This is a genomic window from Ancylobacter sp., assembly GCF_965229075.1.
Taxonomy (GTDB): Bacteria; Pseudomonadota; Alphaproteobacteria; order Rhizobiales; family Xanthobacteraceae; genus Ancylobacter.
In genome coordinates, this window is the sequence record NZ_CBDDIO010000002.1 from 1,314,088 (window position 1) to 1,337,925 (window position 23,838).

The 23,838-nt window shown below is 69.1% G+C and carries 25 protein-coding genes; 7 read left to right on the top strand and 18 right to left on the bottom strand.

The features are described from left to right. Positions 1 to 7: 7 nt before the first annotated feature. Genes fdhF through ACO07Z_RS12230 form a run of 3 tightly spaced genes read right to left on the bottom strand, consistent with a single transcriptional unit; the run spans position 8 to position 4,905 of the window. Entirely contained in the window at positions 8 to 2,863 is a 2,856-nt protein-coding gene (gene fdhF, locus ACO07Z_RS12220; protein ID WP_421698970.1) for a formate dehydrogenase subunit alpha, read from the bottom strand. A gap of 12 nt (positions 2,864 to 2,875) precedes the next feature. After that, a complete protein-coding gene (locus tag ACO07Z_RS12225; protein ID WP_421698971.1) occupies positions 2,876 to 4,435 on the bottom strand; it encodes a formate dehydrogenase beta subunit in 1,560 nt (519 codons plus the stop codon). Beyond that, positions 4,432 to 4,905 (bottom strand): formate dehydrogenase subunit gamma, encoded by a 474-nt coding sequence (locus tag ACO07Z_RS12230; RefSeq protein ID WP_244380283.1) that lies wholly within the window; start codon positions 4,903 to 4,905, stop codon positions 4,432 to 4,434. The genes ACO07Z_RS12225 and ACO07Z_RS12230 overlap by 4 nt, the downstream gene beginning before the upstream one ends. Positions 4,906 to 5,167: 262 nt before the next feature. Here ACO07Z_RS12230 and ACO07Z_RS12235 point away from each other — a divergent pair, with 262 nt between their 5' ends. The 4 genes from ACO07Z_RS12235 to ACO07Z_RS12250 all read left to right on the top strand — a co-directional run bounded on the left by ACO07Z_RS12235 (position 5,168) and on the right by ACO07Z_RS12250 (position 8,929). Continuing rightward, complete coding sequence (locus tag ACO07Z_RS12235; RefSeq protein ID WP_421698972.1) at positions 5,168 to 6,700, top strand: YifB family Mg chelatase-like AAA ATPase; 1,533 nt, start codon at positions 5,168 to 5,170, stop codon at positions 6,698 to 6,700. Between the two features lie 232 nt (positions 6,701 to 6,932). Then, positions 6,933 to 7,979: a GNAT family N-acetyltransferase gene (locus tag ACO07Z_RS12240; protein ID WP_421698973.1), complete on the top strand. Its 1,047-nt coding sequence runs from the start codon at positions 6,933 to 6,935 to the stop codon at positions 7,977 to 7,979. A 195-nt stretch (positions 7,980 to 8,174) separates the two neighbouring features. Continuing rightward, positions 8,175 to 8,597, top strand: a complete 423-nt coding sequence (locus tag ACO07Z_RS12245) for an Hsp20 family protein (RefSeq protein ID WP_421698974.1) — start codon at positions 8,175 to 8,177, stop codon at positions 8,595 to 8,597. 47 nt (positions 8,598 to 8,644) lie between these two features. Next, positions 8,645 to 8,929, top strand: a complete 285-nt coding sequence (locus ACO07Z_RS12250; RefSeq protein WP_421698975.1) for a DUF1150 family protein — start codon at positions 8,645 to 8,647, stop codon at positions 8,927 to 8,929. Positions 8,930 to 9,012: 83 nt separating this feature from the next. On the opposite strand, the gene gshB is transcribed toward ACO07Z_RS12250, so the two are convergent. From gshB to rsmI, 3 genes are all read right to left on the bottom strand, one after another. Further along, positions 9,013 to 9,954: a glutathione synthase gene (gene gshB, locus ACO07Z_RS12255; protein ID WP_421698976.1), complete on the bottom strand. Its 942-nt coding sequence runs from the start codon at positions 9,952 to 9,954 to the stop codon at positions 9,013 to 9,015. A gap of 116 nt (positions 9,955 to 10,070) precedes the next feature. After that, entirely contained in the window at positions 10,071 to 10,475 is a 405-nt protein-coding gene (locus ACO07Z_RS12260) for a YraN family protein (protein WP_421698977.1), read from the bottom strand. Continuing rightward, complete coding sequence (gene rsmI, locus ACO07Z_RS12265) at positions 10,468 to 11,391, bottom strand: 16S rRNA (cytidine(1402)-2'-O)-methyltransferase (protein ID WP_421698978.1); 924 nt, start codon at positions 11,389 to 11,391, stop codon at positions 10,468 to 10,470. Before rsmI ends, ACO07Z_RS12260 begins: the two co-directional genes overlap by 8 nt. Positions 11,392 to 11,606: 215 nt before the next feature. On the opposite strand from rsmI, the gene ACO07Z_RS12270 reads away from it, so the two are divergent. Further along, positions 11,607 to 12,806 carry a penicillin-binding protein activator gene (locus ACO07Z_RS12270; protein ID WP_421698979.1) on the top strand — a complete coding sequence of 400 codons (1,200 nt, stop codon included), beginning with the start codon at positions 11,607 to 11,609 and terminating at the stop codon, positions 12,804 to 12,806. A gap of 9 nt (positions 12,807 to 12,815) precedes the next feature. On the opposite strand, the gene hemW is transcribed toward ACO07Z_RS12270, so the two are convergent. The 3 genes from hemW to rph are packed head-to-tail and all read right to left on the bottom strand — an operon-like array spanning position 12,816 to position 15,347. Further along, positions 12,816 to 13,991 carry a radical SAM family heme chaperone HemW gene (hemW, locus tag ACO07Z_RS12275; RefSeq protein WP_421698980.1) on the bottom strand — a complete coding sequence of 392 codons (1,176 nt, stop codon included), beginning with the start codon at positions 13,989 to 13,991 and terminating at the stop codon, positions 12,816 to 12,818. Further along, positions 13,984 to 14,637 (bottom strand): RdgB/HAM1 family non-canonical purine NTP pyrophosphatase, encoded by a 654-nt coding sequence (gene rdgB / locus ACO07Z_RS12280; protein ID WP_244380322.1) that lies wholly within the window; start codon positions 14,635 to 14,637, stop codon positions 13,984 to 13,986. The genes hemW and rdgB overlap by 8 nt, the downstream gene beginning before the upstream one ends. Further along, positions 14,634 to 15,347 (bottom strand): ribonuclease PH, encoded by a 714-nt coding sequence (gene rph / locus ACO07Z_RS12285; protein ID WP_244380326.1) that lies wholly within the window; start codon positions 15,345 to 15,347, stop codon positions 14,634 to 14,636. Before rph ends, rdgB begins: the two co-directional genes overlap by 4 nt. 211 nt (positions 15,348 to 15,558) lie before the next feature. Here rph and hrcA point away from each other — a divergent pair, with 211 nt between their 5' ends. Both hrcA and grpE read left to right on the top strand, forming a co-directional pair. Then, positions 15,559 to 16,659, top strand: coding sequence for a heat-inducible transcriptional repressor HrcA (gene hrcA / locus ACO07Z_RS12290; protein ID WP_244380331.1), 1,101 nt, complete (start codon positions 15,559 to 15,561; stop codon positions 16,657 to 16,659). 81 nt (positions 16,660 to 16,740) lie between these two features. Continuing rightward, complete coding sequence (gene grpE / locus ACO07Z_RS12295; protein ID WP_421698981.1) at positions 16,741 to 17,358, top strand: nucleotide exchange factor GrpE; 618 nt, start codon at positions 16,741 to 16,743, stop codon at positions 17,356 to 17,358. Between the two features lie 79 nt (positions 17,359 to 17,437). Here grpE and ACO07Z_RS12300 read toward each other — a convergent pair whose 3' ends face one another. The 9 genes from ACO07Z_RS12300 to hisB all read right to left on the bottom strand — a co-directional run bounded on the left by ACO07Z_RS12300 (position 17,438) and on the right by hisB (position 23,836). Next, a complete protein-coding gene (locus tag ACO07Z_RS12300; protein ID WP_421698982.1) occupies positions 17,438 to 18,391 on the bottom strand; it encodes a hypothetical protein in 954 nt (317 codons plus the stop codon). A gap of 54 nt (positions 18,392 to 18,445) precedes the next feature. Further along, positions 18,446 to 19,087 carry an alpha-ketoglutarate-dependent dioxygenase AlkB family protein gene (locus ACO07Z_RS12305; RefSeq protein ID WP_421698983.1) on the bottom strand — a complete coding sequence of 214 codons (642 nt, stop codon included), beginning with the start codon at positions 19,085 to 19,087 and terminating at the stop codon, positions 18,446 to 18,448. Between the two features lies 1 nt (position 19,088). Next, a complete protein-coding gene (gene coaA / locus ACO07Z_RS12310) occupies positions 19,089 to 20,048 on the bottom strand; it encodes a type I pantothenate kinase (protein ID WP_244380339.1) in 960 nt (319 codons plus the stop codon). Between the two features lie 129 nt (positions 20,049 to 20,177). Next, positions 20,178 to 20,513, bottom strand: coding sequence for a phosphoribosyl-ATP diphosphatase (locus ACO07Z_RS12315; RefSeq protein WP_421698984.1), 336 nt, complete (start codon positions 20,511 to 20,513; stop codon positions 20,178 to 20,180). Further along, a complete protein-coding gene (gene hisF / locus ACO07Z_RS12320; RefSeq protein WP_421700802.1) occupies positions 20,510 to 21,310 on the bottom strand; it encodes an imidazole glycerol phosphate synthase subunit HisF in 801 nt (266 codons plus the stop codon). The genes ACO07Z_RS12315 and hisF overlap by 4 nt, the downstream gene beginning before the upstream one ends. 26 nt (positions 21,311 to 21,336) lie before the next feature. Continuing rightward, on the bottom strand, positions 21,337 to 22,071 hold the full coding sequence (gene hisA, locus ACO07Z_RS12325) for a 1-(5-phosphoribosyl)-5-[(5-phosphoribosylamino)methylideneamino]imidazole-4-carboxamide isomerase (protein WP_421698985.1): 735 nt from the start codon (positions 22,069 to 22,071) through the stop codon (positions 21,337 to 21,339). Further along, on the bottom strand, positions 22,068 to 22,730 hold the full coding sequence (gene hisH / locus ACO07Z_RS12330) for an imidazole glycerol phosphate synthase subunit HisH (RefSeq protein WP_421698986.1): 663 nt from the start codon (positions 22,728 to 22,730) through the stop codon (positions 22,068 to 22,070). Before hisH ends, hisA begins: the two co-directional genes overlap by 4 nt. Next, complete coding sequence (locus tag ACO07Z_RS12335; RefSeq protein WP_421698987.1) at positions 22,727 to 23,224, bottom strand: DUF2628 domain-containing protein; 498 nt, start codon at positions 23,222 to 23,224, stop codon at positions 22,727 to 22,729. Before ACO07Z_RS12335 ends, hisH begins: the two co-directional genes overlap by 4 nt. A gap of 18 nt (positions 23,225 to 23,242) precedes the next feature. Next, entirely contained in the window at positions 23,243 to 23,836 is a 594-nt protein-coding gene (hisB, locus tag ACO07Z_RS12340; RefSeq protein WP_421698988.1) for an imidazoleglycerol-phosphate dehydratase HisB, read from the bottom strand. Positions 23,837 to 23,838: the final 2 nt, after the last annotated feature.

Here is a 23,838-nt window from a genome sequence, read left to right on the forward strand (position 1 = left end):
GCCCCGCTCACTCCGCCGCCACCGCGATGCGGCGGCTCTGGCGGGTGAACTCGTCATAGTCTTCCTGCCACTCGGACGGGCCGTTCGAGCGGGCGATCTGCACCGCCGTCACCTTGAACTCGGGGCAGTTGGTGGCCCAGTCCGAGAAGTCGGTGGTGACGACATTCGCCTGCGTCGTCGGGTGGTGGAAGGTGGTGTAGACAACGCCCGGCGCCACGCGGTCGGTGATCTGCGCGCGTAGGGTGGTGGAACCGGCGCGGCTGTCGATGCGCACCCAGTCGCCGTCGCGCACGCCACGCTGCTCGGCGTCGTGCGGGTGGATTTCCAGCACGTCCTCGGGATGCCAGGCCACGTTCTCGGTGCGGCGGGTCTGCGCGCCGACATTGTAGTGGCTGAGGATGCGGCCGGTGGTGAGCAGCAGCGGGAAGCGCGGACCGGAACGCTCATCCGTCGGCACATATTCGGTAACGACGAACTTGCCCTTGCCGCGCGCGAAGCCGCCAATGTGCATGATCGGCATGCCCTCGGGATTGGCGTCGTTGCAGGGCCACTGCACCGAGCCCATCTCGTCCAGCTTCTTGAACGACACGCCGGCGAAGCTCGGGGTGAGCGCGGCGATCTCGTCCATGATCTGGGCGGGGTGGCTGTAGTTCCAGTCGAGGCCGATGGCGCGGGCGAGCATCTGGGTGACTTCCCAGTCGCCATAGCCATTCTTCGGCGCCATCACCTTGCGCACGAGCTGGATACGGCGCTCGGCATTGGTGAAGGTGCCGTCCTTCTCAAGGAAGGTGCAGCCCGGCAGGAACACATGCGCGTAGGCGGCGGTCTCGTTCAGGAACAGGTCCTGCACGATCACCAGCTCCATCGCCGCGAGGCCGGAGGCGACGTGATGCGTGTCCGGGTCGGACTGCAGAATGTCCTCGCCCTGGATGTAGATCGCCTTGAACGTGCCGTCGACGGCCGCGTCCAGCATGTTGGGAATGCGCAGGCCGGGCTCGGGATCGAGCGGGCGGCCCCACATCGCCTCGAAGGTGGCGCGGGTGGCGTCGTCGGAGATGTGGCGGTAGCCCGGCAGCTCATGCGGGAACGAGCCCATGTCGCACGAGCCCTGCACGTTGTTCTGGCCGCGCAGCGGGTTCACGCCGACGCCGCGACGGCCGATATTGCCGGTCGCCATGGCGAGGTTGGCGATCGCCATCACCGTGGTCGAGCCCTGCGAGTGCTCGGTGACGCCGAGGCCGTAATAGATCGCCGCATTGCCGCCGGTGGCGTAGAGCCGGGCCGCGCCGCGAATCTGCTCGGCCGGCACGCCGGAGAGCTTCTCGACTTCCTCGGGCGAGTGACGCGCATCGGCGACGAACTCGGCCCAGTCCTGGAATTCCTCCCAGTCGCAGAACTGGCGGACATATTCCTCGTTCACCAGCCCCTCGGTCACGATGACATGGGCGAGCGAGGTGACGATGGCGACGTTGGTGCCCGGCTGCAGCGGCAGGTGGAAATCCGCCTTGATGTGGGGCGAACGCACGAGGTCGATGCGGCGCGGATCGATGACGATCAGCTTGGCGCCCTCGCGCAGGCGCTTCTTCATGCGCGAGCCGAACACCGGATGGCCGTCGGTCGGGTTGGCGCCGATCACCAGGATGACGTCGGAATCCTCGACCGAGTCGAAGTCCTGCGTGCCCGCCGAGGTGCCGAAGGCCTGGTTCAGGCCGTAGCCGGTCGGCGAATGGCAGACGCGGGCACAGGTGTCGACATTGTTGGTGCCGAAGCCGGCGCGGATGATCTTCTGGACGAGATAGGCTTCCTCATTGGTGCAGCGCGAGGAAGTGATGCCGCCGACCGACTTGCGGCCATAGGTTTCCTGGATGCGCGTCAGCTCGGAGGCGGTGTAGGCGATCGCCTCCTCCCAGGAGACTTCGCGCCACGGCTCGGTGACCTTGGAACGGATCATCGGCTTGAGGATGCGGTCCTGGTGCATGGCATAGCCCCAGGCGAAACGGCCCTTGACGCAGCTATGGCCGCGATTGGCCTTGCCGTCCTTCCACGGCACCATGCGCACCACTTCCTGGCCGCGCATTTCCGCCTTGAAGGTACAGCCGACGCCGCAATAGGCGCAGGTCGTCACCACCGAATGCTCGGGCGTGCCGATGTCGATGAGGCGCTTCTCGGAAAGGGTCGCGGTCGGGCAGGCCTGCACGCAGGCGCCGCAGGACACGCATTCCGAGGTGAGGAAGGCTTCCGACTGGCCGGGGGAGACGCGGCTGTCGAAGCCGCGGCCGGAAATGGTCAGCGCGAAGGTGCCCTGCACTTCCTCGCAGGCGCGTACGCAGCGATTGCAGACGATGCACTTGGCCGGGTCATAGGTGAAGTACGGGTTCGACTCGTCCTTCGGCATGGCGAGCTCGGAGGAGGGGGCGAAGTGGTTCGCGCCCTCCATGCCGTAGCGCACTTCGCGCAGGCCGACCGCGCCGGCCATGTCCTGCAGCTCGCAATCGCCATTGGCGGCGCAGGTCAGGCAGTCCAGCGGGTGGTCGGAGATATAAAGCTCCATCACCCCCTTGCGCAGCTGGGCGAGCCGCGGGGTCTGGGTGTGGACCTTGATGCCCGGCGCCACCGGCGTGGTGCAGGAGGCCGGAGTGCCGTTGCGGCCCTCGATCTCGATCAGGCAGAGGCGGCAGGAGCCGAAGGCTTCCAGCGAATCGGTGGCGCAGAGCTTGGGGATCTGCGTTCCCATCTCCATCGCCGCGCGCATGATGGACGTGCCCTCCGGCACGGTCACTTCCATGCCGTCAATGGTGAGGGTCACCATCTTGTCGGTCTTCGGAGCCGGCGTACCGTAGTCGATCTCATGGATGAGAGACATGATGCGTCCTCCTCACTCGGCGGCTTCGAGGCGGCGCGGGGGTGCGCCGAATTCCTCGGGGAAATGGTTCAGCGCACTCAGCACCGGATAGGGGGTAAACCCACCAAGGGCGCAAAGCGATCCAAGCTTCATGGTCTGGCAGAGGTCGGTGAGCGTGGCGAGATTGGCCTCGACGCGCTCGCCGGCAATGATCTTGTCCATCAGTTCGACGCCGCGCGTCGAGCCGATGCGGCAGGGCGTGCACTTGCCGCAGCTTTCCACGGAGCAGAACTCCATGGCGAAGCGCGCCATCTTGGCGAGGTCGGCGCTCTCGTCGAACACGACGATGCCGCCATGGCCGATCAGCGCGTCCTTGGCCGCGAACGCCTCATAGTCGAAGGGCAGGTCGAACTGCCAGGTCGGCACATAGGCGCCGAGCGGGCCGCCGACCTGCGCGGCCTTCACCGGCTTGCCGGTGGCGGTGCCACCGCCAATGTCGTTGATCAGCTCGCCGAGCGTGATGCCGAAGGCGGTTTCGAACAGGCCGCCGAACTTCACATTGCCGGCGATCTGGATCGGCATCGTGCCGCGCGAGCGGCCCATGCCGAAATTGGCGTAGAACTCGCCGCCATCGGCCAGGATATGCGGCACGGCGGTGAGGGAGAGCACGTTGTTGATGACGGTCGGCTTCTGGAACAGACCCTTATGCGCCGGCAGCGGCGGCTTGGCGCGCACCGTGCCGCGCTTGCCTTCCAGGCTGTCGAGCAGGGCGGTCTCCTCGCCGCACACATAGGCGCCGGCGCCTATGCGCACTTCCATGTCGAAGCTGTAGGCCGAGCCGGCGATATTGACGCCCAGCATGCCGTGGGCGCGCGCCACCTCGATCGCCTTCTCCATCGCCCAAATGGCGTGGGGATATTCGGAACGGGTGTAGACATAGCCCTTGGTAGCGCCCACCGCGATGCCGGCGATGGTCATGCCCTCGATCAGCTCGAAGGGGTCGCCTTCCATGATCATGCGGTCGGCGAAGGTGCCGCTGTCGCCTTCGTCGGCGTTGCAGACGATGTATTTGCGATCGGCCTTCGCGTCGGCCACGGTCTTCCACTTGATCGCGGTCGGGAAGCCGGCGCCGCCACGGCCGCGCAGGCCGGACTTCTTTACTTCCTCGATGATCTCGGCCGGCCCGAGCTGCAGCGCGCGCTCCAGGCCCCTATAGCCGCCATGGGCGCGGTAATCGGCATAGGAGGCCGGGTCGATGATGCCGCAGCGGGCGAAGGTGAGCCGGGTCTGCTTGGCGAGGAAGGGATGCTCCTCCGGCTTGCCGATGCGCAGCGCATGGTCGCCGCCGGTGAGGAAGCCGGCCGCGAACAGGCCCTCGACATCGCCAGCCTCGACAGGGCCATAGGCGATGCGGCCCTCGGGGGTGACGACCTCGATCATCGGCTCGAGCCAGAGCATGCCGCGCGAGCCGTTGCGCACGATCTCGACCGGCTGGCGCGCCGAAACGGCGGCGGCGGCGATCGCCTCGGCCACCTCGTCGGCGCCGCAGGCGATGGCGCAGGCATCCTTGGGAACATAGATGCGGATGGTCACGACTGGGCCTCCTCGATCAGGGCGTCGAGCCGGCGCTCGTTGAGCCGCGCGACGATCCGGCCGTCCAGCATGGCGGAGGGCGCGGTCGCGCACAGGCCGAGGCAGTAGATCGGCTCCACGGTGACGCGGCCGTCGGCCGTGGTCTCGCCGAGCTTGCAGCCGAGCCGGTGTTCGGCATGTTCGGCCAGCGCATCGCCGCCCGCCGCCTGGCAGGCTTCGGCGCGGCACAGCTTCAGCACATGGCGGCCGGCCGGCTCGTGGCGGAAGTCGTGATAGAAGGTGACGACGCCGTGCACTTCGGCGCGCGAGACGTTCAGCTTCTCGGCCAGCATGGGCACGACGGCGTCGGGAACGTGGCCGAACGTCTCCTGCACCGCGTGGAGCATCGGCATCAGCGGGCCTTCCAGATGAGAAAACTCATCGATGACCGCGCGGGCGCGCTCGTCGCTCCAGGGTTCGTAATGCGGCATTTCTCCCGTAGCCTTCTTTTAGAATTTTCCAAAGGTAAGGATGGTACGCAGCGAAACTGAAATCAATTCAGGTGTTCCGTGCCACGATAGAATTTCTCTATCATCAATCAGGCGGGTAGGCGCTTAACGTTCTGTTCATGTTCCGCCCGGTTTGTTCCCTTATTGTTCTTGACGTTCGCGTCGTGGGCCGTATTCTGCCACCAGCGGGTGCGGAACGGCGGCGCCCCGACCTGCATTGCCGGATCTCCTGGGAGAGGGTGCGATGGTCCAGCGCGTGGCGACGGTGGCGTTCGAAGGGGTGGAGACCTGCCCGGTCGATGTTCAAGTTCAAGTGAGCCCGGGCCTGCCGGCCTTCAATCTCGTCGGCCTGGCCGACAAGGCGGTCACCGAAGCGAAGGAGCGGGTGCGCGCCGCCCTCACCGCCTCCGGCCTTGCGCTTCCCGCCCGCCGCATCACCGTCAACCTCGCCCCCGCCGACCTGCCGAAGGAAGGCAGCCATTACGACCTTCCCATCGCCCTCGGCCTGATGGCCGCGATCGGCGCCATCGGCCCCGACGCGCTGGAAGGCTTCACCGTGGTCGGCGAACTCGCGCTCGACGGGCGCATCGCCGCCGTCTCCGGCGTGCTGCCGGCAGCCATCGGCGCCAATGCACGCGATCATGGCCTCATCTGCCCGGAAGCCTGCGGGCCGGAAGCGGCCTGGGCGAGCCCCGACATGCCGGTGCTGGCGCCGCATTCGCTGATCCAGCTGGTCAATCACTTCGCCGGCCGCCAACTGCTCTCCCGTCCGGAGCCGCGACTGGAGGCGGGGTCGGCCCATTTGCCCGACCTCGCCGATGTGAAGGGCCAGGAAACCGCCCGGCGGGCGCTGGAGATTGCCGCCGCCGGACGCCACAATCTTCTGCTCAGCGGCCCGCCCGGCGCCGGCAAGTCCATGCTGGCGCAGCGCCTGCCCTCGCTGCTGCCGCCGCTCACCCCCTCGGAGCTGCTGGAAGTGTCGATGGTCGCCTCGGTGGCCGGTACGCTGCAGGGCGGGGCGCTGACCAGCCGGCGCCCGTTCCGTGCGCCGCACCATTCCGCCAGCATGGCGGCGATGGTGGGCGGCGGCATGCGGGCGCGGCCGGGCGAGGTGTCGCTGGCGCATAATGGCGTGCTGTTCCTCGACGAATTGCCGGAGTTCGCCCCCGCCGTGCTCGATTCGTTGCGCCAGCCGCTGGAAACCGGCGAGGCGGTGATCGCCCGCGCCAATCACCGCATCTCCTATCCCGCCCGCTTCCAGCTGATCGCGGCGATGAACCCCTGCCGCTGCGGCCGCGCCGGCGAGCCGGGGCAGAGCTGCCGGCGCGGGCCGCGCTGTGCGGCGGAATATCAGGCACGCCTCTCCGGCCCGTTCCTCGACCGGGTCGACCTGCATCTCGACGTGCCGGCCGTCGCGGCGGTCGATCTGGTGCGGCCCGGCCCCTCCGAGCCCAGCGCGGCCGTGGCGCGGCGGGTGGCGCAGGCGCGCGTGCTGCAGCGCGAGCGCTTCCTGGCGCTCGGCCGGCCTGACCTGTTCACCAATGCCGAGGCGACAGGCCCGATCCTGGAAGAAATCGCCACGCCCGACGCCGCCGGCACGGCCCTGCTGGCGGACGCGGCCAAGCTGATGCGCCTCTCCGCCCGCGGCTATCACCGGGTGCTGCGGGTGGCGCGCACCCTCGCCGATCTCGCCGGAGCGGAGACGGTCGGCCGGGGTCATCTGGCCGAGGCCTTGGCCTACCGCGCCGCTGCCGACCGCCACGCCGCCGCCGCCTGACGGAGAAAGCGCGCGGAGGTCGGCCCGGGGCATTGAGCGTGGGTCGCCGCCCCCGGCGGGTCACGACGCGGAGCCCGCAATCATCGCCACCCCGCCGGCAGCGCATCGACATGACGGCTCGGCATCTGCCGCCCCCGGCGCGGCTTGGTGCCCCCCGTCTGTCACATGACCGTCCGAGAAATGTGATTCCTGTCACAAAACGCTATAGTGAAGGCAGCGTGGGGGACCGGACATGACGCAGCTGTTCGCCGAAGGGACTGTCGAGACACCGCCCGCCTCGCGCTTCGCCGCCTCGCTCAACGCTCCCGGCCTCTCGGCGCTGCGCAGCTTCTTTGCCCCCCGCACGGCCCTGCCCGGCGCCGCGCCGCTGCGGCTGGTGCCGGCGGCGCTCACCCCCTCCCGCCTGATGCCGGCTTTGCGTTCCTATTCCGGCGTGCGTCATCGCGGCAGCCGGGGCGAGCCCGGCCCCGCGACGCTGGGGCGCATCGGCGCGCTCGAAGTGCGGCTCGCGGTGACGGCGGCGGATGTGCGCCGCGCTCAGCGCCTGCGCTATGAAGTGTTCTACGAGGAAATGTCGGCGACCCCGGCGGCCGCCATGCGGCTCGCCCGGCGCGATGTCGACGCCTTTGACGGCATTTGCGATCACCTTCTCGTGCTCGACCATGAGTCCTGCCGCATGGTGCGCGGTAAGCGCGTGCCGCGCGTCGTCGGCACCTACCGCCTGCTGCGGCAGGAGATCGCCGACCGGCACAATGGCTTCTACACGGCGAGCGAGTTCGACATCGCCCCGCTGCTGGCGCGCCACCCGCACCGCCGCTTCCTCGAACTCGGCCGCTCCTGCGTGCTCTCATCCTACCGCACCAAGCGCACGGTGGAGCTGCTCTGGCACGGCATCTGGGCCTATGTGCGCCGCCACGGCATCGACGTGATGTTCGGCTGCGCCAGCCTGGAAGGCTGCGACCCGCAGGCGCTCGCCCGTCCGCTGGCCTTCCTGCACCATTTCGCGCCGACCGATCCGGAATGGGCGGCGCAGGCGCTGCCGCAGCATGCCGCGCCAATGGACCTTGTTTCGGTGGAAGCGCTGGACGCCAAGGCGGCGCTGCTGGCGCTGCCGCCGCTCATCAAGGGCTATCTGCGTCTCGGCGCACAGATCGGGCGCGGCGCGGTGATCGACCGCCAGTTCGGCACCACCGATGTGCTGATCGTGCTGCCGGTGGAGAAGATCAGCCCGCGCTATCTCGACCATTTCGGCGTCAATGGCGAGCGCCACGCCGCCTGAGCGACGCGCTTCCCGTCCCGACAGCCAGTCCCCGTCGCCCACCGCGGCCGCGGCCTCCCGCCGCCGCCATCGCGCGCCCACATGTCGTGCGCGATGTCTTGCGCGCCGGCCCGCGCCCTCCCATATCGCTACCCAACGGGATGCCTCATTGGGGTCCCATCACACAAAGTCGCTTCAGACGAGGACTTTGGGAGCATGTCGCGTATTCCCTCGTTGTCGAGCCCCTTCCTGCTCGGCTTTGACGAGGTCGAGCGGGCGCTCGACCGTGTCATGAAAGGTTCCGACGGGTACCCGCCCTACAATATCGAGCGGGTGGCCACGCCGGATCAGCCGGAAAAACTCCGCATCACGCTGGCCGTCGCGGGCTTCACCCGCGAGCAGCTCGACGTGACGGTGGAGGAGAAGGAACTCGTCATCCGCGGCCGCCAGAGCGAAGAGCCCGGGCGGGTCTTTCTTCACCGGGGCATCGCCGCCCGCCAGTTCCAGCGCGTCTTCGTGCTGGCCGACGGCATGAAGGTGATCGGCGCCGAACTGAAGAACGGCCTGCTCTGCGTCGAACTGGTGCGGCCGGAACCGGAACGCGTCGTCCGGCGTATCACCATTGCGACGGATGAGTGACGACGTCCCCCAGGCGGTCTCGACTGTACGCAGAGGAGTAGCCGATCATGACCAACGAATTTCACATCGACCCCGCTTCCGCCGGCTCGGCCCTCACCGGCGCCCTCACGCCGGAAGATTTCGCCAATCTCGGCGGCGGGCACATCGCCTATCTGCGCACCATCCGTTCGGAAGAGGCGGCGGAAATGTTCCCGCAGGCGCATCTCTCGCCCGGCCTCGTGCTGTTCACCCTGCACGCCGCCGACGGCACGCCGATCATGCTGACCGACAGCCGGGAAGCGGCGATCGCCAATGCGATGCAGAACGAATTGGTGACGCTCAGCGTGCACTGAGCCCCTCAAGCCCACGGCTTGAAACGCAACGGCACCGTCCCCTGGGACGGTGCCGTTTTCGTGTGAGGCCCCTCCGCCCCGCCTCAGCGGCGCTTGGCCTCGATCATGTCCCACACCGTCACCGCGATATCCGGCCCGCCAATGCGCTTGATGGCGCGAATGCCGGTGGGAGCGGTGACGTTGATCTCGGTGAGATGGCCGTCGATCACGTCGATGCCGGTGAGCAGCAGCCCGCGCTCCCGCAGCGCCGGGCCCAGCCGCTCGCAGATCTCGCGCTCGCGGGGCGTCAGGTCGGTTTCCGCCGCCGCCCCGCCACGCACCATGTTGGAGCGCAGATCGCCCTCGCTCGGCACCCGGTTCACCGCGCCGGCGAACACGCCGTCGACCAGGATGATGCGCTTGTCGCCGTGCTTCACCTCGGGGAGGAAGCGCTGCACCACCCAGGGCTCGCGGAAGGTGGTGGCGAACAGATCATAGAGCGAGCCGAAATTCAGGTCGTCGCGGGTGAGGCGGAACACCGAAGCGCCGCCATGGCCGTAGAGCGGCTTCATCACGATGTCGCCGAACTCGTCGCGGAACGCCTTGATCTCATTGAGGTCGCGGGTGATCAGCGTCGGCGGCATCAGGTCCGGGAATTCGGTGACGAAGATCTTTTCCGGCGCGTTGCGCACATGGGCGGGGTCGTTCACCACGAGCGTCTTCGGATGAATGCGCTCCAGCATGTGCGTGGCGGTGATGTAGCTCATGTCGAAGGGCGGGTCCTGCCGCATCAGGATCACGTCGAACGTGTCGAGCCGAACCCGCCGCGCCTCGCCGAGCGTGTAGTGATCGCCCTTCACATCGCGCACCTCCAAGGGGTGGACGGTGGCGAACACCTCGCCGTCGCGCATCGCCATGCGGTCGGGCGTGTAATAGGCGAGCGCGTGGCCGCGCGCCTGCGCTTCCAACATCAGGGCGAAGGCGGAATCGCCGGCAATATTGATGCGGTCGATCGGGTCCATCTGGACGGCGACGTTGAGGCTCATGGGAGTTCCGTCTGCGACAGGAGGGAGCCGGCCGGCGGCAAATGTGCCCGGCGGCGTTTTTCATATCCCTGTTTAGTCGCTCCCGCGTCGCTGCGCCACGGCCTCGTGCCCCGCGCTCATTCCGCCTCGAAGGCGCCCGGCAGATGCAGCGGCGGCGCGCCAGGCGCGACCAGAACCACGTCGAGCCGCTGGTCGAGCGTGGCGAGTTCAGGATGGCGCGCGAGATAGATTTCCGCCGCGCCCACGATCCGCCGGCGCTGGCGCGGCAAGATCGATTCGGCCGCGAAACGTAGCGAGGCGCGGGCCTTCACCTCGATGAACACGACAAGGTCTCCACGTCGCGCCACCAGGTCGATCTCGCCGCGCGGCGTGCGGGCGCGCCGGTCCAGAATGACGAAGCCGTCGGCCTCGAACAGGGCGGCGGCGGCGGCTTCCGCCGCCATGCCCCGGGTGAAGGCGGCCTGGCGGCGTTGAAGCGCCCGCGCACGCCCCCCATCCGCCGGCGCGCCCCCGTCAGCCATCGCCGCCCTGCAAGGCCAGCGCGCGGGCATAGACGGCGCGGCGCGGAAGCCCGGTCGCGGTCGCCACCGCCGCCGCCGCGTCCTTCACCGAAAGGCTCGCCAGCGCCGCCTTCAGCGCCGCGTCGAGATCGGCCTCGCTGGATTCCTCCGCCAAAGGCGGGCCGATCACCAGCACGATCTCGCCCTTGGGCGGACCGGCCTCGGCATAATGCGCGGCGAGCGCGTCCAGCGTGCCGCGCCGCGCCTCCTCGAAGGTCTTGGTGAGTTCCCGGCACACCGCCGCCGGGCGCGGGCCCAGCCCGTCGGCAAGGTCGGCGAGGCTGTCGGGCAGGCGCGGGCCGCTCTCATAGAGGATCAGCGTTGCCGGCAGCGTCTTCAATTCGCTGATGCGGGTGCGGCGGGCGCCGCTCTTGGCCGGCAGGAACCCCTCGAAGAAGAACCGGTCGGTCGGCAGCCCCGCCGCCACCAGCGCGGCAAGGCTCGCCGAAGCCCCAGGGAGCGGAATCACCCGGTGCCCGGCCTCGATGGCGGCCGCGACCAGCTTGTAACCGGGATCGGACACCAGCGGCGTGCCGGCATCCGACACCTGCGCCACCACCCCGCCCTCCGCGAGCCGGGCGAGCAGGCGCGGGCGGGCCTGCTCGGCATTGTGGTCGTGATAGGCCACGAGTTTCGTTCCGATACCGTAACGCTCCAGCAGCCGGCGGGTGACGCGGGTGTCCTCGCAGGCGATCAGATCGGCCCCGGCAAGGGTTTCCAGTGCGCGCAGCGTCACGTCGCCGAGATTGCCGATCGGCGTGGCGACAATGTAGAGCCCGGGCTGCGGGCGCGCGGCGGGCAGGCTGTGCGCGCCGATGCGGAAGCTGCGCGGCTCGGAGGTCTCGGACGGGGCGGAGGTAGCGGGAGAAAGGGTCATGCGCGCATTGTAGAGAGCCGCGCGGCCGGCGTCATGCGCCACGTGCCGGACCACTGCGGCCCGCGCTGGCGCAGAATGACGGCCGAACGCGTGGATATTTAACGCTTTCGCGCCCCCGGCCGCGCGGAGAAGGTGACAGCGCGAGTCCCGCCGTCCTAAAAAGGTGGGCGACGTCGGCCAGGGTGGCAGGCGCACAGCCGAGCCGAACGCACCGCATGAACCCCAGGGATATGGCCGCGATCCGCACAGGCCTCGCCCGGACGAGCCGGCGCGGCTTTCTCCTCATGGCGGGCGCGGCAGGGCTGGCCGCCTGCTCCTCCGGGCCGGATATGGGGGCGCCCCAGGCGGCGCTGCCACTGCCGGAAGCGCCGCCGACCGCCAATCCCGCCCTCGGCACCGGCACCCCCATCGGCCTCATCCTGCCGCTCGGCGCCAGCGGCAATGCCGGCGCGGTAGCCATCTCGCTGCGCAACGCCGCGGAAATGGCGCTGTCGGAATTTTCCGGCGCTCGCATCCGGCTGATCGTCAAGGACGATGGCGGCACCGGGCCGGGCGCGCAGGCCGCCGCCAGCCAGGCGCTGGACGAGGGCGCCCGCGCGCTCATCGGGCCGCTCTTCGCCCACTCCGTCGCCGCCGCCGGACAGGTGGCGCGCCAGCGCGGCGTGCCGCTGGTCGGCTTCTCCACCGATACCAATGTGGCGACGCAGGGGGTCTATCTCCTTAGCTTCCTGCCGCAGACCGATGTGGAACGGGTGATCCGCTACGCCGCCTCCCAGGGCCGGCGCTCCTATGTCGGGCTGGTGCCGGACAATGCCTATGGCTCGGTGGTCGAGGCGGCCTTCCGCGAAACCGTGCCTGTGGTCGGCGGGCGCGTGGTCGGGCTGGAACGCTACGCCTCGGGCCAGGCGGCCGAAGCGGCGCGGCGTCTCGCCGGCTCGATGGCGCAGGCAGACGCCGTATTCCTTCCCGACGCCGCCGACACGGTGCCGCAGATCGTGCAGGCGCTGTCGGGCTCCGGCCTCACCGGCAAGCAGCTGATCGGCACCGGCCTGTGGGACGATGCCAAGCTGTTCGCCAATCCCGCCATGAATGGCGGCATCTTCGCCGCGCCGGACACGGCCGGCTTCCGCGCCTTCGCCGCCCGCTACCGCGCCCGCTTCGGCAGCGAGCCGGTGCGCACCACCACGCTCTCGCATGATGCGGTGTCGCTGATGGCAGCGCTGGTCAATTCCTATGGCGAGAACGGCATTACCGACGCCGCGATCCAGAACCCCTCGGGCTTTTCCGGCGTCGACGGCATTTTCCGCTTCCGCGCCGATGGGACCAATCAGCGCGGGCTGGCGGTGATGCAGATTTCCGGCGGCACCAGCCAGATCGTCAGCCCCGCCCCCCGCAGCTTCGCGCAGGGGATGTAACCGGTCGCCCTACGCCGCCAGATCGGCGACGAGGGCGTCGAGCACCGGCAGGCCGAGAGCGGTGGCGCGCAGGCGGTCGCCCGGCAATTCCTCGATCATGCCGTCTTCCAGCAGCGCCGCGACGCGCGCGGGGTCGAAACCGCGCCCCGCCAGCCGGGCGAAGCGGGCGCGGTCGATGCCCTCCATAAGCCGCAACCCCATCAGCAGATATTCGTCGGCCTGTTCGGCGCGGGTCAGCGTCTCGTCGGCGATGACGCCATGGCCCTGCGCCTCCACCTTCGCCACCCATGCCTCCGGCCCGCGCTCGGTGGAGGTGGCGACCCGCCCCTCCGGTGTATCGAGCCGCCCATGCGCGCCGGGCCCGATGCCGGCATATTCGCCATAGCGCCAGTAGAGCAGATTGTGCCGGCTCTCCGCCCCCGGGCGGGCGTGGTTGGAGATTTCATAGGCCGGCAAGCCGGCGGCGCGAGTCGTCTCCTGCGTCACGTCCCACAGGGCGCGCGCCACCTCGTCCTCAGGCACGATCAGCCGGCCGGCGCGGTGCAGGGCGGCGAAGGGCGTGCCCTCCTCAATGGTCAGCTGGTAGAGCGAGAGGTGCTCGCAGCCCTCATTGATGGCGCGCTGGAGTTCGGCGGCCCAGTCCTGCGGTCGCTGGTCCGGCCGGGCATAGATGAGATCGAAGGAAACGCGCTCGAAGGCGGCGCGCGCCACCGCCACCGCGCCCAGCGCCTCATCGGCCGTGTGCATGCGCCCGAGCGCCTTCAGCGCGGCGTCGTCCAGGGCCTGGACGCCGAGCGAGACGCGGTTGACGCCGGCGGCGCGATAGCCGCGGAACCGACCGGCCTCGACGCTGGTGGGGTTGGCCTCGAGCGTCACCTCGGCGCGCGCGTCGAGCGGCCAAGCCTCATGGATGGCGTCGAGAATGGCGCCGACGGTCGCCGGTTCCATCAGCGACGGCGTGCCGCCGCCGAAGAACACGCTGTGGGTCCGCCGCTGGCCGATGCGTTCGCGCGTATGGGCGATCTCGGCCCGGAAGGCCGCCACGAAGCGCGCCTGGTCCGGCGGTGCGTGGCGGACATGCGAGTTGAAGTCGCAATAGGGGCATTTGGCCTTGCAGAACGGCCAATGCACATAGACGCCGAAGCCGGGGTCCACCGGCGGCGGCGCGGGCGCGCGCTCAGTCAAACGTCGCCCCGAGGCAGGCCTGCGCCAGCGTCATGAAGGCCCGGGCGCGGTGGGAGAGGCCACGCCCATGCGGCGGCAGGCCGTGCTTTTCGGCACCGCTCATCTCGCCGAAGGTGCGCTCATGGCCATCGGGCTGGAACATCGGGTCGTAGCCGAAGCCGGCCGGCCCGCGCGGCGGCCACACCAGCGTGCCGTTCACCACGCCCTCGAAATCCTCGACATGCCCGTCTGGCCAGGCGAGGCACAAGGCGGAGATGAAATGCGCCTTGCGCAGGTCGGGAAGTTCCGCCCCGGCATCGCGCAGTTCCTCCTCCACGCGGGTCATCGCCGCCATGAAGTCTTTTTCCGGCCCGGCCCAGCGGGCGGTGTAGAGCCCCGGCGCGCCGCCCAGCGCATCGACGCACAGGCCGGAATCGTCGGCGAAGGCCGGCAGGCCCGACGCGTTGGCGGCGGCGATCGCCTTGATGCGGGCATTCTCGCCGAAGGTGAGGCCGGTTTCTTCCGGCTCGGGCAGGCCGAGCTCGCCGGCGGACACGGCATCGATGCCATAGGGCGCCAGCAGGCCCCGCATCTCCTCAAGCTTGCCGGGATTATGGGTGGCGATGACGACCCGGCCTTCCAGCCGGCGGTGCGCGGCGGGGCTCATGCGACGGCCAGCTTCTGCAGATCGACCAGCTTGGCGACGCCCTTGCGGGCGAGGCCGAGCATGGCGTTGAACTCATCCTCGGTGAACGGCGTCTTCTCCGCCGTGCCCTGCACCTCGACGAAGCCGCCGGAGCCGGTCATGACGAAGTTCACATCCGTATGCGCCTCGGAATCCTCGGCATAATCGAGATCGAGCCGCGGCTCGCCGTCGATGATACCGCAGGAAACGGCGGCGAGATGATCGCGCAGCGGCAGGGTGGAGAGCATGCCGCGCGCCTTCATCCAGCTCAGGCAGTCATGCAGCGCGATCCACGCCCCGGTGACCGAAGCGGTGCGGGTGCCGCCATCGGCCTGGATCACGTCGCAATCGATGGTGATCTGCCGCTCGCCGAGCTTTTCCAGGTCCATCACCGCGCGCAGCGAACGGCCGATGAGGCGCTGGATTTCCTGCGTGCGGCCGGATTGCTTGCCGGCAGCGGCCTCGCGGCGCGTGCGGTCATGGGTGGCGCGCGGCAGCATGCCGTATTCCGCCGTCACCCAGCCGCGCCCCTGCCCCTTCAGCCAGGGCGGCAGCCGCTCTTCCAGCGTGGCGGCGACGAGCACATGGGTCTCGCCGAACTTCACGAGGCAGGAGCCTTCGGCATGGCGCAGCACGCCGCGCTCGAAACTCACGGCCCGCATCTCGTCGGGAAGGCGGCGGGAAGGGCGCATGCGGACGATCTCCTGAACGGCGGCGACGAGCCCGTCGCGACGGGCCCCGTGGGCGGACCTTGTAAGGGCGGCGCCCGCCCTGTGCAATCGCCGGGCGCGTTCGGCGCGGCCGCACGGGCCGAACCGTGCGCCCCGCCTTGTACATGGGCGGCGATTACCGAGATAATAGACACCCATGACCGGGTAGACGAGACAAGGGACAGGCCCCGCGATGCCCCTCGACCCATTTCTCTCCGCCACCGCGCCGTCACTGGCGCGGCTCGACGAGCGCTCGCGCGAGATTTTCCGGCAGATCGTCGAAACCTATCTCGCCACCGGCGAGCCCGCCGGCTCGCGCAATATTTCCCGGCTCATTCCGATGACGCTGTCGCCCGCCTCGGTGCGTAATGTGATGGCGGACCTCGAAGCGGCGGGGCTGATCTTCGCTCCGCACACCAGCGCCGGCCGTCTGCCGACCGAGCGGGGGCTGCGCTTCTTCGTCGATGCGCTGCTGGAGATCGGCGATGTCTCAGAGGATGAGCGCAATTCGATCGAGACGCAGGTGCGCGCCGCCGCCCGCGCCCAGACGGTGGACGGGGTGCTGGCGGAAGCGTCGAACCTGCTCTCCGGCCTCTCGCGCGGCGCCGGCGTCGTCACGACGGGCAAGACCGATGTGCGGCTCAAACATATCGAGTTCGTGCCGCTCGACCCCAGCCGGGCGCTGCTGATCCTCGTCTCCGAGGATGGCGAGGTGGAGAACCGACTCGTGCCGCTGCCCAAGGGCCTGCCTTCCTCCGCGCTGGTGGAAGCGACCAATTTCCTCAGCGCGCTGACGCGCGGGCGCACGCTGGTGGAGCTGCGCACCGAAGTGGAGCGCACTCTCGCCGCCCGCCGTGCCGAGCTGGACGAGGTAACGGCGCGGGTGGTGGAAAGCGGCATGGCCAGCTGGTCGGGCGGCGACAAGGCCGAGCGGCGGCTGATCGTGCGCGGCCAGACGCGGCTGCTGCACGATCTGCGCGCCATCGAGGATCTGGAGCGGGTACGTCTGCTGTTCGACGATCTCGAAGCCAAGCAGGAGGTCGTGGACCTCCTGGGGCGGGCCGAGGACGCGCAGGGCCTGCGTATTTTCATCGGCTCGGAGAACAAGCTGTTCTCGCTGTCCGGCTCCTCCACCATCGTCGCGCCCTATCGCGACGGGCAGGGCAGGGTGGTCGGCGTGCTCGGCGTCATCGGGCCGACGCGGCTCAACTATGCCCGCATCGTGCCGATGGTCGACTTCACCGCCCGCGTCGTCAGCCGCGTCCTTGCTGGTCCGGGGATTGACGCGGCTTGATTTTTGCGGCTTGCGCCCCGATATGGCGGGCGTCCGCGCGGCCCTGCCGCCGGGACGGATTCATTGTTCGACGAGGTATTCATGAGCGACGCAAACCGCACTCCGGCTGACCAGCCCGAAACGGGTGATCAGACTGTCGACGCCGAGCACGGCGCTGCGGGCGCGCCGGACGACCTCGCTGCCGCCTTCGCCGCCGAGAAGGAACAGCTTGAGGCCGAGATCGCCGCGCTGAAGGACAAGTTCCTGCGCGCCTTCGCCGAGGCCGACAATGTGCGCCGCCGCGCCGAGCGCGAGGTGGCGGACGCCAAGGTCTACGGCATCACCGGCTTTGCCCGCGACATCCTCACCGTGGCCGACGATTTCGAGCGCGCGCTCGGCGCCATCGACGCCGAGGCCCGCGCCAAGGCCGACGGCACGCTGAAGACGCTGCTGGAAGGCATCGACCTCACCGGCCGGGCGTTGCTGCACGCGCTGTCCAAGCATGGCGTGACGCGCATCGAGGCGGAAGGGGCGAAGTTCGATCCCAACATGCATCAGGCGATGTTCGAGGTGCCGAACACCGAGGTGCCCACCGGCACCGTGGTTCAGGTCATCCAGCCCGGCTACAAGCTCGGCGAGCGCGTGCTGCGCCCGGCGCTGGTCGGCGTCTCCAAGGGCGGGCCGAAGGCAGCCCCTACGGAAACGCCGGCCGGAAACTGAGCCGCGCTCGGCGCGCGCCGGCACATCCGACATGAAAAAGGGCCCCGGTGGGGCCCTTTTTTGTGGTTGGTCCGGAAGTTCAGCGCAGGGTCACGCCGTCGCGCACGGCCCGCATCGCGGTGTAGTCGGCATCGAAATTGTCCGTCGCCGCCACGCCGACCATGCGCAGATAGCCGCTGCGGCCGAAGCTGAGCCACTGCGCCACCTTCACCGGCGTGCCGCTCTGCTGGTCCACCGCATTGGCGATCAGCTCATAGCCGGGCTGGCCGCCGACGCGCAGCGGGCCGCCGCGCTCGACGCGCAGTTCCTTGATGCCCGGCACGCTGGCGATCGCCCGCTTGGCCACCGCTTCGCGCTCATCCTCGCGGATCTCACCGGGGCCGACCGCCACGATAAAAAAGGACTGGGACTGCTGCTCGCCCTTGTCCGCCGGGGCGGCATCGGCCTTGGTGAGCAGCACCGCATTATTGCCGATCACCTTCATCACCTTGTAGCCACTCAGCTGATCAAGCGTGAAGGGCAGCTTGGCGAGCATTTCCTCGGTGCTGGGGGGCGCGCGGAACACCACCGTCTTCAGCGCCTCCTCGACCTTGGCGTCGGGATAGCGGCTGCTGGACGCCTCCGGGAACTGCACCGTGATCATGCCGGTCTGGTCCTTGCCGCCGGCGATGAGGATCCATTTCTTCAGCGCCCCGGCGCCCACGGTCTGGAAGCCCTTGAGCAGCACGGCCGGCACGCCATCGGCGAGCGTCACGTCGCGGCGCTCTTCCACCGTCACACCCTGCTTCTCCAGCTCCTTGGCGGCGAAGCTCTTGGTGATCTCTTCATAGGCGGGCTTGGGCATTTCCAGCACCAGCAGCGAGGCGCTGGCGGCGCGGTCCTGGAAGCCGGGCACGCCGGGCACGGGCACCATGCCCTCCGGCGGCACCAGGCCGATCGTGCCCTCATTGACGAACACCGGCTGGGCGGCGGCGGGAAGGGCGAGCGCCGCCAGGACAAAGGCAGCGGCGGCAAGGCGGGCAACAAGGCGCATTCGCAATCCTTCAAATCTCAAGGCGACCGTAACTTCGCCCTTTCTGCGCATTCATCAAGGCCGAATTTCGCTCGTGCCCGCCCTGTGTACCCGCCGTAACGTCAGATTGATGCGCCCGGGCTGCTTCAGAAGCGTCGAGGTGCCGGGATAGATGCGGTCAATGCCGTGAAAGGCCAGCCGCGCCGGCCCCGCCAGCAGCAGCGCGTCGCCGGAGGCGAGGCGGAGCGAGCGGGTGGGGTCGCTGCGGGCCGTGCCGCCGATGCGGAACAAGGCGGTGTCGCCGAGCGAGAGCGAGAGAACCGGGGCCGCGAACTCCTCCTCGTCGCGGTCCTGATGCAGCCCCATCCGCGCCTGCGGCCCATACCAGTTGATGAGGCAGGCCTCGGGTGCCATGTCGACGCCCGCCAGCGCGTCCCAGGCGCGGATCAGCACAGGCGGGAAGGGCGGCCAGGGTTGGCCGGTCTCGGGATGGGTCGGCTGGTAGCGATAGCCGGACACGTCCGACACCCAGCCGAGCGGCCCGCAATTGGACATGCGGACGGAGAAGGGCTTGCCGGTGCGCGGCATGAGCGGGGTGAACAGCGGCGCCGTAGCGAGGACGGCGCGCAGCTCTTCCGCCAGCGCTTCCTGCCCCTCGCGGTCGAGCCAGCCCGGCCAGTAGCGGCAGCCGGGCACGATATCGACCGCCGCCGTCATTTCACAGCTTCCTCAGCGCCACCGCCTCGACCTCATGGTCGCCGCCCTTGCGCAGGATGAGATCGGCGCGCTGGCGGGTGGGCAGGATGTTCTCGCGCAGGTTCACCAAGTTGATCGAGCGCCAGATGGCGCGGGCGGTGGCGTCCGCCTCCGCGCCGGTGAGGCTGGAATAGCGGTGGAAATAGGCCTTGGGGTCGCGGAAGGCGGTCTCGCGCAGCCGCATGAAGCGCTCGACATACCAGCGCTCCAGAATGGTCTCGTCGGCGTCGATATAGACCTTGAAGTCGAAGAAGTCGGAGACGAAGGGAATGCCCTTGCCATCCTTGGGCGGGCGGCTGGTCTGCAGCACGTTCAGCCCCTCGACGATGAGAATGTCGGGCTGGTCGACCTCGATCGCCGCATTGGGCGTCACGTCATAGTCGAAATGGCTGTAGAGCGGCGCCCGCACCGGCCGGCGGCCGGCCTTGATGTCGGTGAGGAAGTGCAGCAGCGCCGGCAGGTCGTAGCTTTCCGGGAAGCCCTTGCGCCCCATCAGCCCTTCCTGCTCCAGAATGGCGTTGGGCAGCAGAAACCCGTCCGTCGTCACCAGCGCGACCTTCGGCGTGTTGGGCCAGCGCGCCAGCAGCGCCTGCAGCACGCGGGCGGTAGTGGACTTGCCCACCGCCACCGAGCCGGCGACGCCGATGATGTAGGGCATCTTGCCGTTCTGCTCGGGGCCGAGAAACTTCTGCATCTGCCGGAACAGCTTCTGCGTCGCCCCGACATAGATCGAGAGCAGGCGCGAGAGCGGCAGATAGATTTCCTCGATCTCGGGCAGTGACAGCCGGTCATTGAGACCCTGCAGCCGCTGGATCTCGTCCGGCTTCAAGGGCTGGGGCGTGTCGGCGCGCAAAGCCGCCCATTCGGCGCGGCTGAATTGACGGAAAGGCGACAGCACCGCCCCGTCGAGCTTCAGGTCCATGGTAGCGTTTCCCGGCTCGCCCGGACATTGAAAGCGCCGGGCGTTGGTCGACCGTATACCACCTTAGTTGAAGGCAGGATACTGGCCGCCGGCCGGAGAACCGCCGTCGGAAACAAGGGGAAGGCGGCCTCAGCCCTTGGGGCGGGACGCCTTTTCCTCCAGGCCGGACTGGTTCGTCCGGCGGCCGAGCTCCGCATACACGTCATCCAGCGACACGCCGCGCGCCTGAAGCAGCACGGCAAGATGGTAGAGAAGATCGGCGCTTTCGGAAATGACCGCTTTCGTATCGGTGCCGACGGCGGCGAGCGCCGTCTCCACCGCTTCCTCGCCCAGCTTCTGCGCGCATTTGGCGACGCCCTTGGCCAGCAGCGTGCGGGTATAGGACGGCTCGCCCTCGGCCGCGGCGCGGCGGGCGACGATGGCGGCAAGCTCTTCGAGGGTGACCCGGGCGGGCGTCGCATTCATCGGCCGGTCTCCTCAATGTCGCCGCCACCGTGCCGGATGGGCAGGCCGGCGTGCGCCAGGGCGTCCTTGGCGGCGCCGATGGTGAAGGTGCCGAAATGGAAGATCGAGGCCGCCAGCACCGCCGAGGCCCCCCCGTCACGGATGCCGTCCACGAGGTGGTCGAGCGTGCCGACGCCGCCGGAGGCGATCACCGGCACCTTCACCGCATCGGAAATGGCGCGGGTGAGCTTCAGGTCGAAACCCTCGCCGGTGCCGTCGCGGTCCATGGAGGTGAGCAGGATCTCGCCGGCGCCGAGCGCGACGACCTCCTTCGCATACTCCACGGCGTCAATGCCGGTGCGGTTGCGCCCGCCATGGGTGAAGATCTCCCAGCGGTCGGGCTCGCCCTCGGCGGAGACCTTCTTGGCGTCGATGGCGACGACGATGCACTGCTCGCCGAATTTTTCCGCCGCCTCGCGCACGAACTCCCGCCGGTTCACCGCCGCCGTGTTGATCGACACCTTGTCGGCGCCGGCGTTGAGCAGCGCGCGGATGTCCTCCACCGTGCGCACGCCGCCACCGACGGTGAGCGGCATGAAGCACTGTTCGGCGGTGCGGCTCACCACGTCGATGAGCGTGCTGCGCGCCTCGACGCTGGCGGTGATGTCGAGGAAGCAGAGCTCGTCGGCGCCGGCGGCGTCATAGGCCTTGGCCGCTTCCACGGGATCGCCGGCGTCGCGCAGATCGACGAACTTCACGCCCTTGACGACCCGGCCGTCCTTCACGTCGAGGCAGGGAATGACGCGGACCTTCAGCATGGAGTCCCCCCGGGCGGCTGCGTCGCTCATGCCGCCAGCCCCGCCACCAGCGCCAGCGCGGCGCGCGGATCGAGCCGGCCATCATAGAGCGCCCTTCCGGTGATGGCGCCTTCCAGCTTCGCCGCGCGCGGCTCCATCAGCGCCTTCACATCGTCGAGCGAGGCGAGCCCGCCCGAGGCGATGACCGGAATGGAAATGGCGTCCGCCAGCGCAATGGTCGCCTCCATATTGAGGCCCTTCAGCAGCCCGTCACGGGCGATGTCGGTGTAGATGATGGCGGCGACGCCGGCATCCTCGAAGCGCTGCGCCAGTTCCAGCGCGGTGAGGTCCGAGGTCTCGGCCCAGCCTTCCACCGCCACGCGCCCGTCCTTGGCGTCGAGCCCCACCGCCACGCGGCCGGGAAAGCGCCGTGCCGCCTCCCTGACGAAGGCGGGATCGCGCACCGCCGCCGTGCCGAGGATGACACGGGTGATGCCCTTTTCCAGCCAGTCCTCGACCCGGCCAATGTCGCGAATGCCGCCGCCGAGTTGCACCGGCATAGTTACGGCTTCGAGAATGCGCTCCACCGGCGCCGCGTTCACCGGCGCGCCGGCGAAGGCACCGTCGAGATCGACGATGTGCAGATAGCGAAAGCCCTGCGCCTCGAACTGCGCCGCCTGCTGGGCGGGGTCGTGGTTGAAGATCGTGGCGCGTGCCATGTCGCCCTGCTGCAGGCGCACGCACTTGCCTTCCTTGAGATCGATGGCGGGAAAGAGGATCACGGCGCCCACTTCAGGAAATTGGCGAGAAGGGCGAGGCCAAGGCGCTGGCTCTTCTCGGGATGGAACTGCGTTCCGGCGATGTTGTCGCGGCCGACCATGGCCGTAATCGCCCCGCCATAGGAGGTGGTGGCGATCACGTCCGCCGCGCGCGCGGCCTTGAGATGGTAGGAATGCACGAAATAGGCGTCGAGCCCGTCCGCGCCGGTGGGAATGCCGTCGAGGATCGGGTGGGCACGCGCCACATCCAGCGAATTCCAGCCCATATGCGGAATTTTAAGCGAGGAATCGGCCGGCTCGATCTTCACCACGTCGCCGTCGATCCAGCCGAGCCCGGCGGTCTCGCCATGCTCCAGCCCGCGCGTCGCCATCAATTGCAGCCCGACGCAGATGCCGAGGAACGGGCGGCCCCGTTCCATCACCGCTTCGGTCAGCGCCTCCACCATGCCGGGCACGGCGTCGAGGCCGCGCCGGCAATCGGCATAAGCGCCGACGCCGGGCAGCACGATGCGGTCGGCGCGGCGCACCACGTCGGGGTCGGCGGTGACCAGCACGGCCTTGCCGCTGCCGCCCTCGCGCGCGGCGCGCTCCAGCGCCTTGCCGGCGGAATGCAGATTGCCGGAACCGTAGTCGATCAAGGCGACGGGGGCGGGTGGGGTCATCGGGACGCCTCCGGAAACAGGCCGAGCACGCCGGCCTCGGCCGGCCGCGCCCCGGCATGGGCACGGGCGCCGCCCATCGGCGGCAGGAAGGGACGCGGCGCGGCCACATCGCCGAGCCGGGCGTCGAAATAGCGCTGTTCGGCGGCTTCCAGCTTCGGCGCCACCACGCAGCCCGCTTCCTCATAGCCCTGCGCGAGCAGTTTTGACCGCCGCAGGCCCGGCAGGCCGACGGCGACGGCGCTATTGCCGACCAGCAGCAGCACCAGCGCACGGTCGGGCAGGTCGAGCACGCCGACGGCGAGGATCACCGCCGCCTGCAGCAGCGCATAGCCGAGGAAAGCCAGCCACAGGCGGTGGCGCAGCAGCACCAGCGGGGCGAAGAGCAACGCGCTCCAGGACAGGCGTTCAGGCACGAAGGCGAAGCCGTCCGCCCATTGCTGGGTGCTGCGCCGCGTCTCCGCCTCCTCGGGTTCGAAAACCGTCCAGACCGCCATGCCGCCGTTCCTGCCCTGTCAGCCGCCGAGGCTGCCCTTGGTGGAGGGGATTTCCCCCGCCGCCGCCGGATCGATGGCCACCGCCGCACGCAGCGCGCGGGCCAGACCCTTGAAGCAGCTCTCCGCTATATGGTGCGCGTTGGCGCCATAGAGAGTCTCCACATGCAGGGTCAGCCCGGCATTGATGGCGAAGGCCTGGAAGAATTCGCGCACCAGCTCGGTGTCGAACTCCCCGATCTTCGCCACCGCGAATTCGGTACGGAACACGAGGAAGGGCCGGCCGGAAATGTCGAGCGCGACGCGGGTCAGCGTCTCGTCCATCGGCAGGTGCAGGCTGGCATAGCGGGTGACGCCGCGCATGTCGCCGAGCGCCGCCTTCACCGCCTGGCCGAGCGCGATGCCGACATCCTCCACCGTGTGGTGGAAGTCGATATGCAGGTCGCCCTTGGCCTCGATCTCCATGTCGATGCGCGAATGGCGGGCCAGAAGGTCCAGCATATGGTCGAAGAAACCCACCCCGGTCGCGACCGTTGCCTTCCCCGTGCCGTCGAGATCGACGGAGAGGCGGATCTGCGTTTCCTTGGTGGCGCGGGTGATGCTGGCCGTGCGCATGG

Bases quoted from the DNA above. Each gene is read 5' to 3' on its own strand.
- fdhF (WP_421698970.1), bottom strand. From the start codon at position 2,863: ATGTCTCTCATCCATGAGATCGACTACGGTACGCCGGCTCCGAAGACC.
- ACO07Z_RS12230 (WP_244380283.1), bottom strand. From the start codon at position 4,905: ATGCCGCATTACGAACCCTGGAGCGACGAGCGCGCCCGCGCGGTCATC.
- ACO07Z_RS12235 (WP_421698972.1), top strand. From the start codon at position 5,168: ATGGTCCAGCGCGTGGCGACGGTGGCGTTCGAAGGGGTGGAGACCTGC.
- ACO07Z_RS12240 (WP_421698973.1), top strand. From the start codon at position 6,933: ATGACGCAGCTGTTCGCCGAAGGGACTGTCGAGACACCGCCCGCCTCG.
- ACO07Z_RS12245 (WP_421698974.1), top strand. From the start codon at position 8,175: ATGTCGCGTATTCCCTCGTTGTCGAGCCCCTTCCTGCTCGGCTTTGAC.
- ACO07Z_RS12250 (WP_421698975.1), top strand. From the start codon at position 8,645: ATGACCAACGAATTTCACATCGACCCCGCTTCCGCCGGCTCGGCCCTC.
- gshB (WP_421698976.1), bottom strand. From the start codon at position 9,954: ATGAGCCTCAACGTCGCCGTCCAGATGGACCCGATCGACCGCATCAAT.
- ACO07Z_RS12260 (WP_421698977.1), bottom strand. From the start codon at position 10,475: ATGGCTGACGGGGGCGCGCCGGCGGATGGGGGGCGTGCGCGGGCGCTT.
- rsmI (WP_421698978.1), bottom strand. From the start codon at position 11,391: ATGACCCTTTCTCCCGCTACCTCCGCCCCGTCCGAGACCTCCGAGCCG.
- ACO07Z_RS12270 (WP_421698979.1), top strand. From the start codon at position 11,607: ATGAACCCCAGGGATATGGCCGCGATCCGCACAGGCCTCGCCCGGACG.
- rdgB (WP_244380322.1), bottom strand. From the start codon at position 14,637: ATGAGCCCCGCCGCGCACCGCCGGCTGGAAGGCCGGGTCGTCATCGCC.
- rph (WP_244380326.1), bottom strand. From the start codon at position 15,347: ATGCGCCCTTCCCGCCGCCTTCCCGACGAGATGCGGGCCGTGAGTTTC.
- hrcA (WP_244380331.1), top strand. From the start codon at position 15,559: ATGCCCCTCGACCCATTTCTCTCCGCCACCGCGCCGTCACTGGCGCGG.
- grpE (WP_421698981.1), top strand. From the start codon at position 16,741: ATGAGCGACGCAAACCGCACTCCGGCTGACCAGCCCGAAACGGGTGAT.
- ACO07Z_RS12300 (WP_421698982.1), bottom strand. From the start codon at position 18,391: ATGCGCCTTGTTGCCCGCCTTGCCGCCGCTGCCTTTGTCCTGGCGGCG.
- ACO07Z_RS12305 (WP_421698983.1), bottom strand. From the start codon at position 19,087: ATGACGGCGGCGGTCGATATCGTGCCCGGCTGCCGCTACTGGCCGGGC.
- coaA (WP_244380339.1), bottom strand. From the start codon at position 20,048: ATGGACCTGAAGCTCGACGGGGCGGTGCTGTCGCCTTTCCGTCAATTC.
- ACO07Z_RS12315 (WP_421698984.1), bottom strand. From the start codon at position 20,513: ATGAATGCGACGCCCGCCCGGGTCACCCTCGAAGAGCTTGCCGCCATC.
- hisF (WP_421700802.1), bottom strand. From the start codon at position 21,310: ATGCTGAAGGTCCGCGTCATTCCCTGCCTCGACGTGAAGGACGGCCGG.
- hisH (WP_421698986.1), bottom strand. From the start codon at position 22,730: ATGACCCCACCCGCCCCCGTCGCCTTGATCGACTACGGTTCCGGCAAT.
- ACO07Z_RS12335 (WP_421698987.1), bottom strand. From the start codon at position 23,224: ATGGCGGTCTGGACGGTTTTCGAACCCGAGGAGGCGGAGACGCGGCGC.
- hisB (WP_421698988.1), bottom strand. From the start codon at position 23,836: ATGCGCACGGCCAGCATCACCCGCGCCACCAAGGAAACGCAGATCCGC.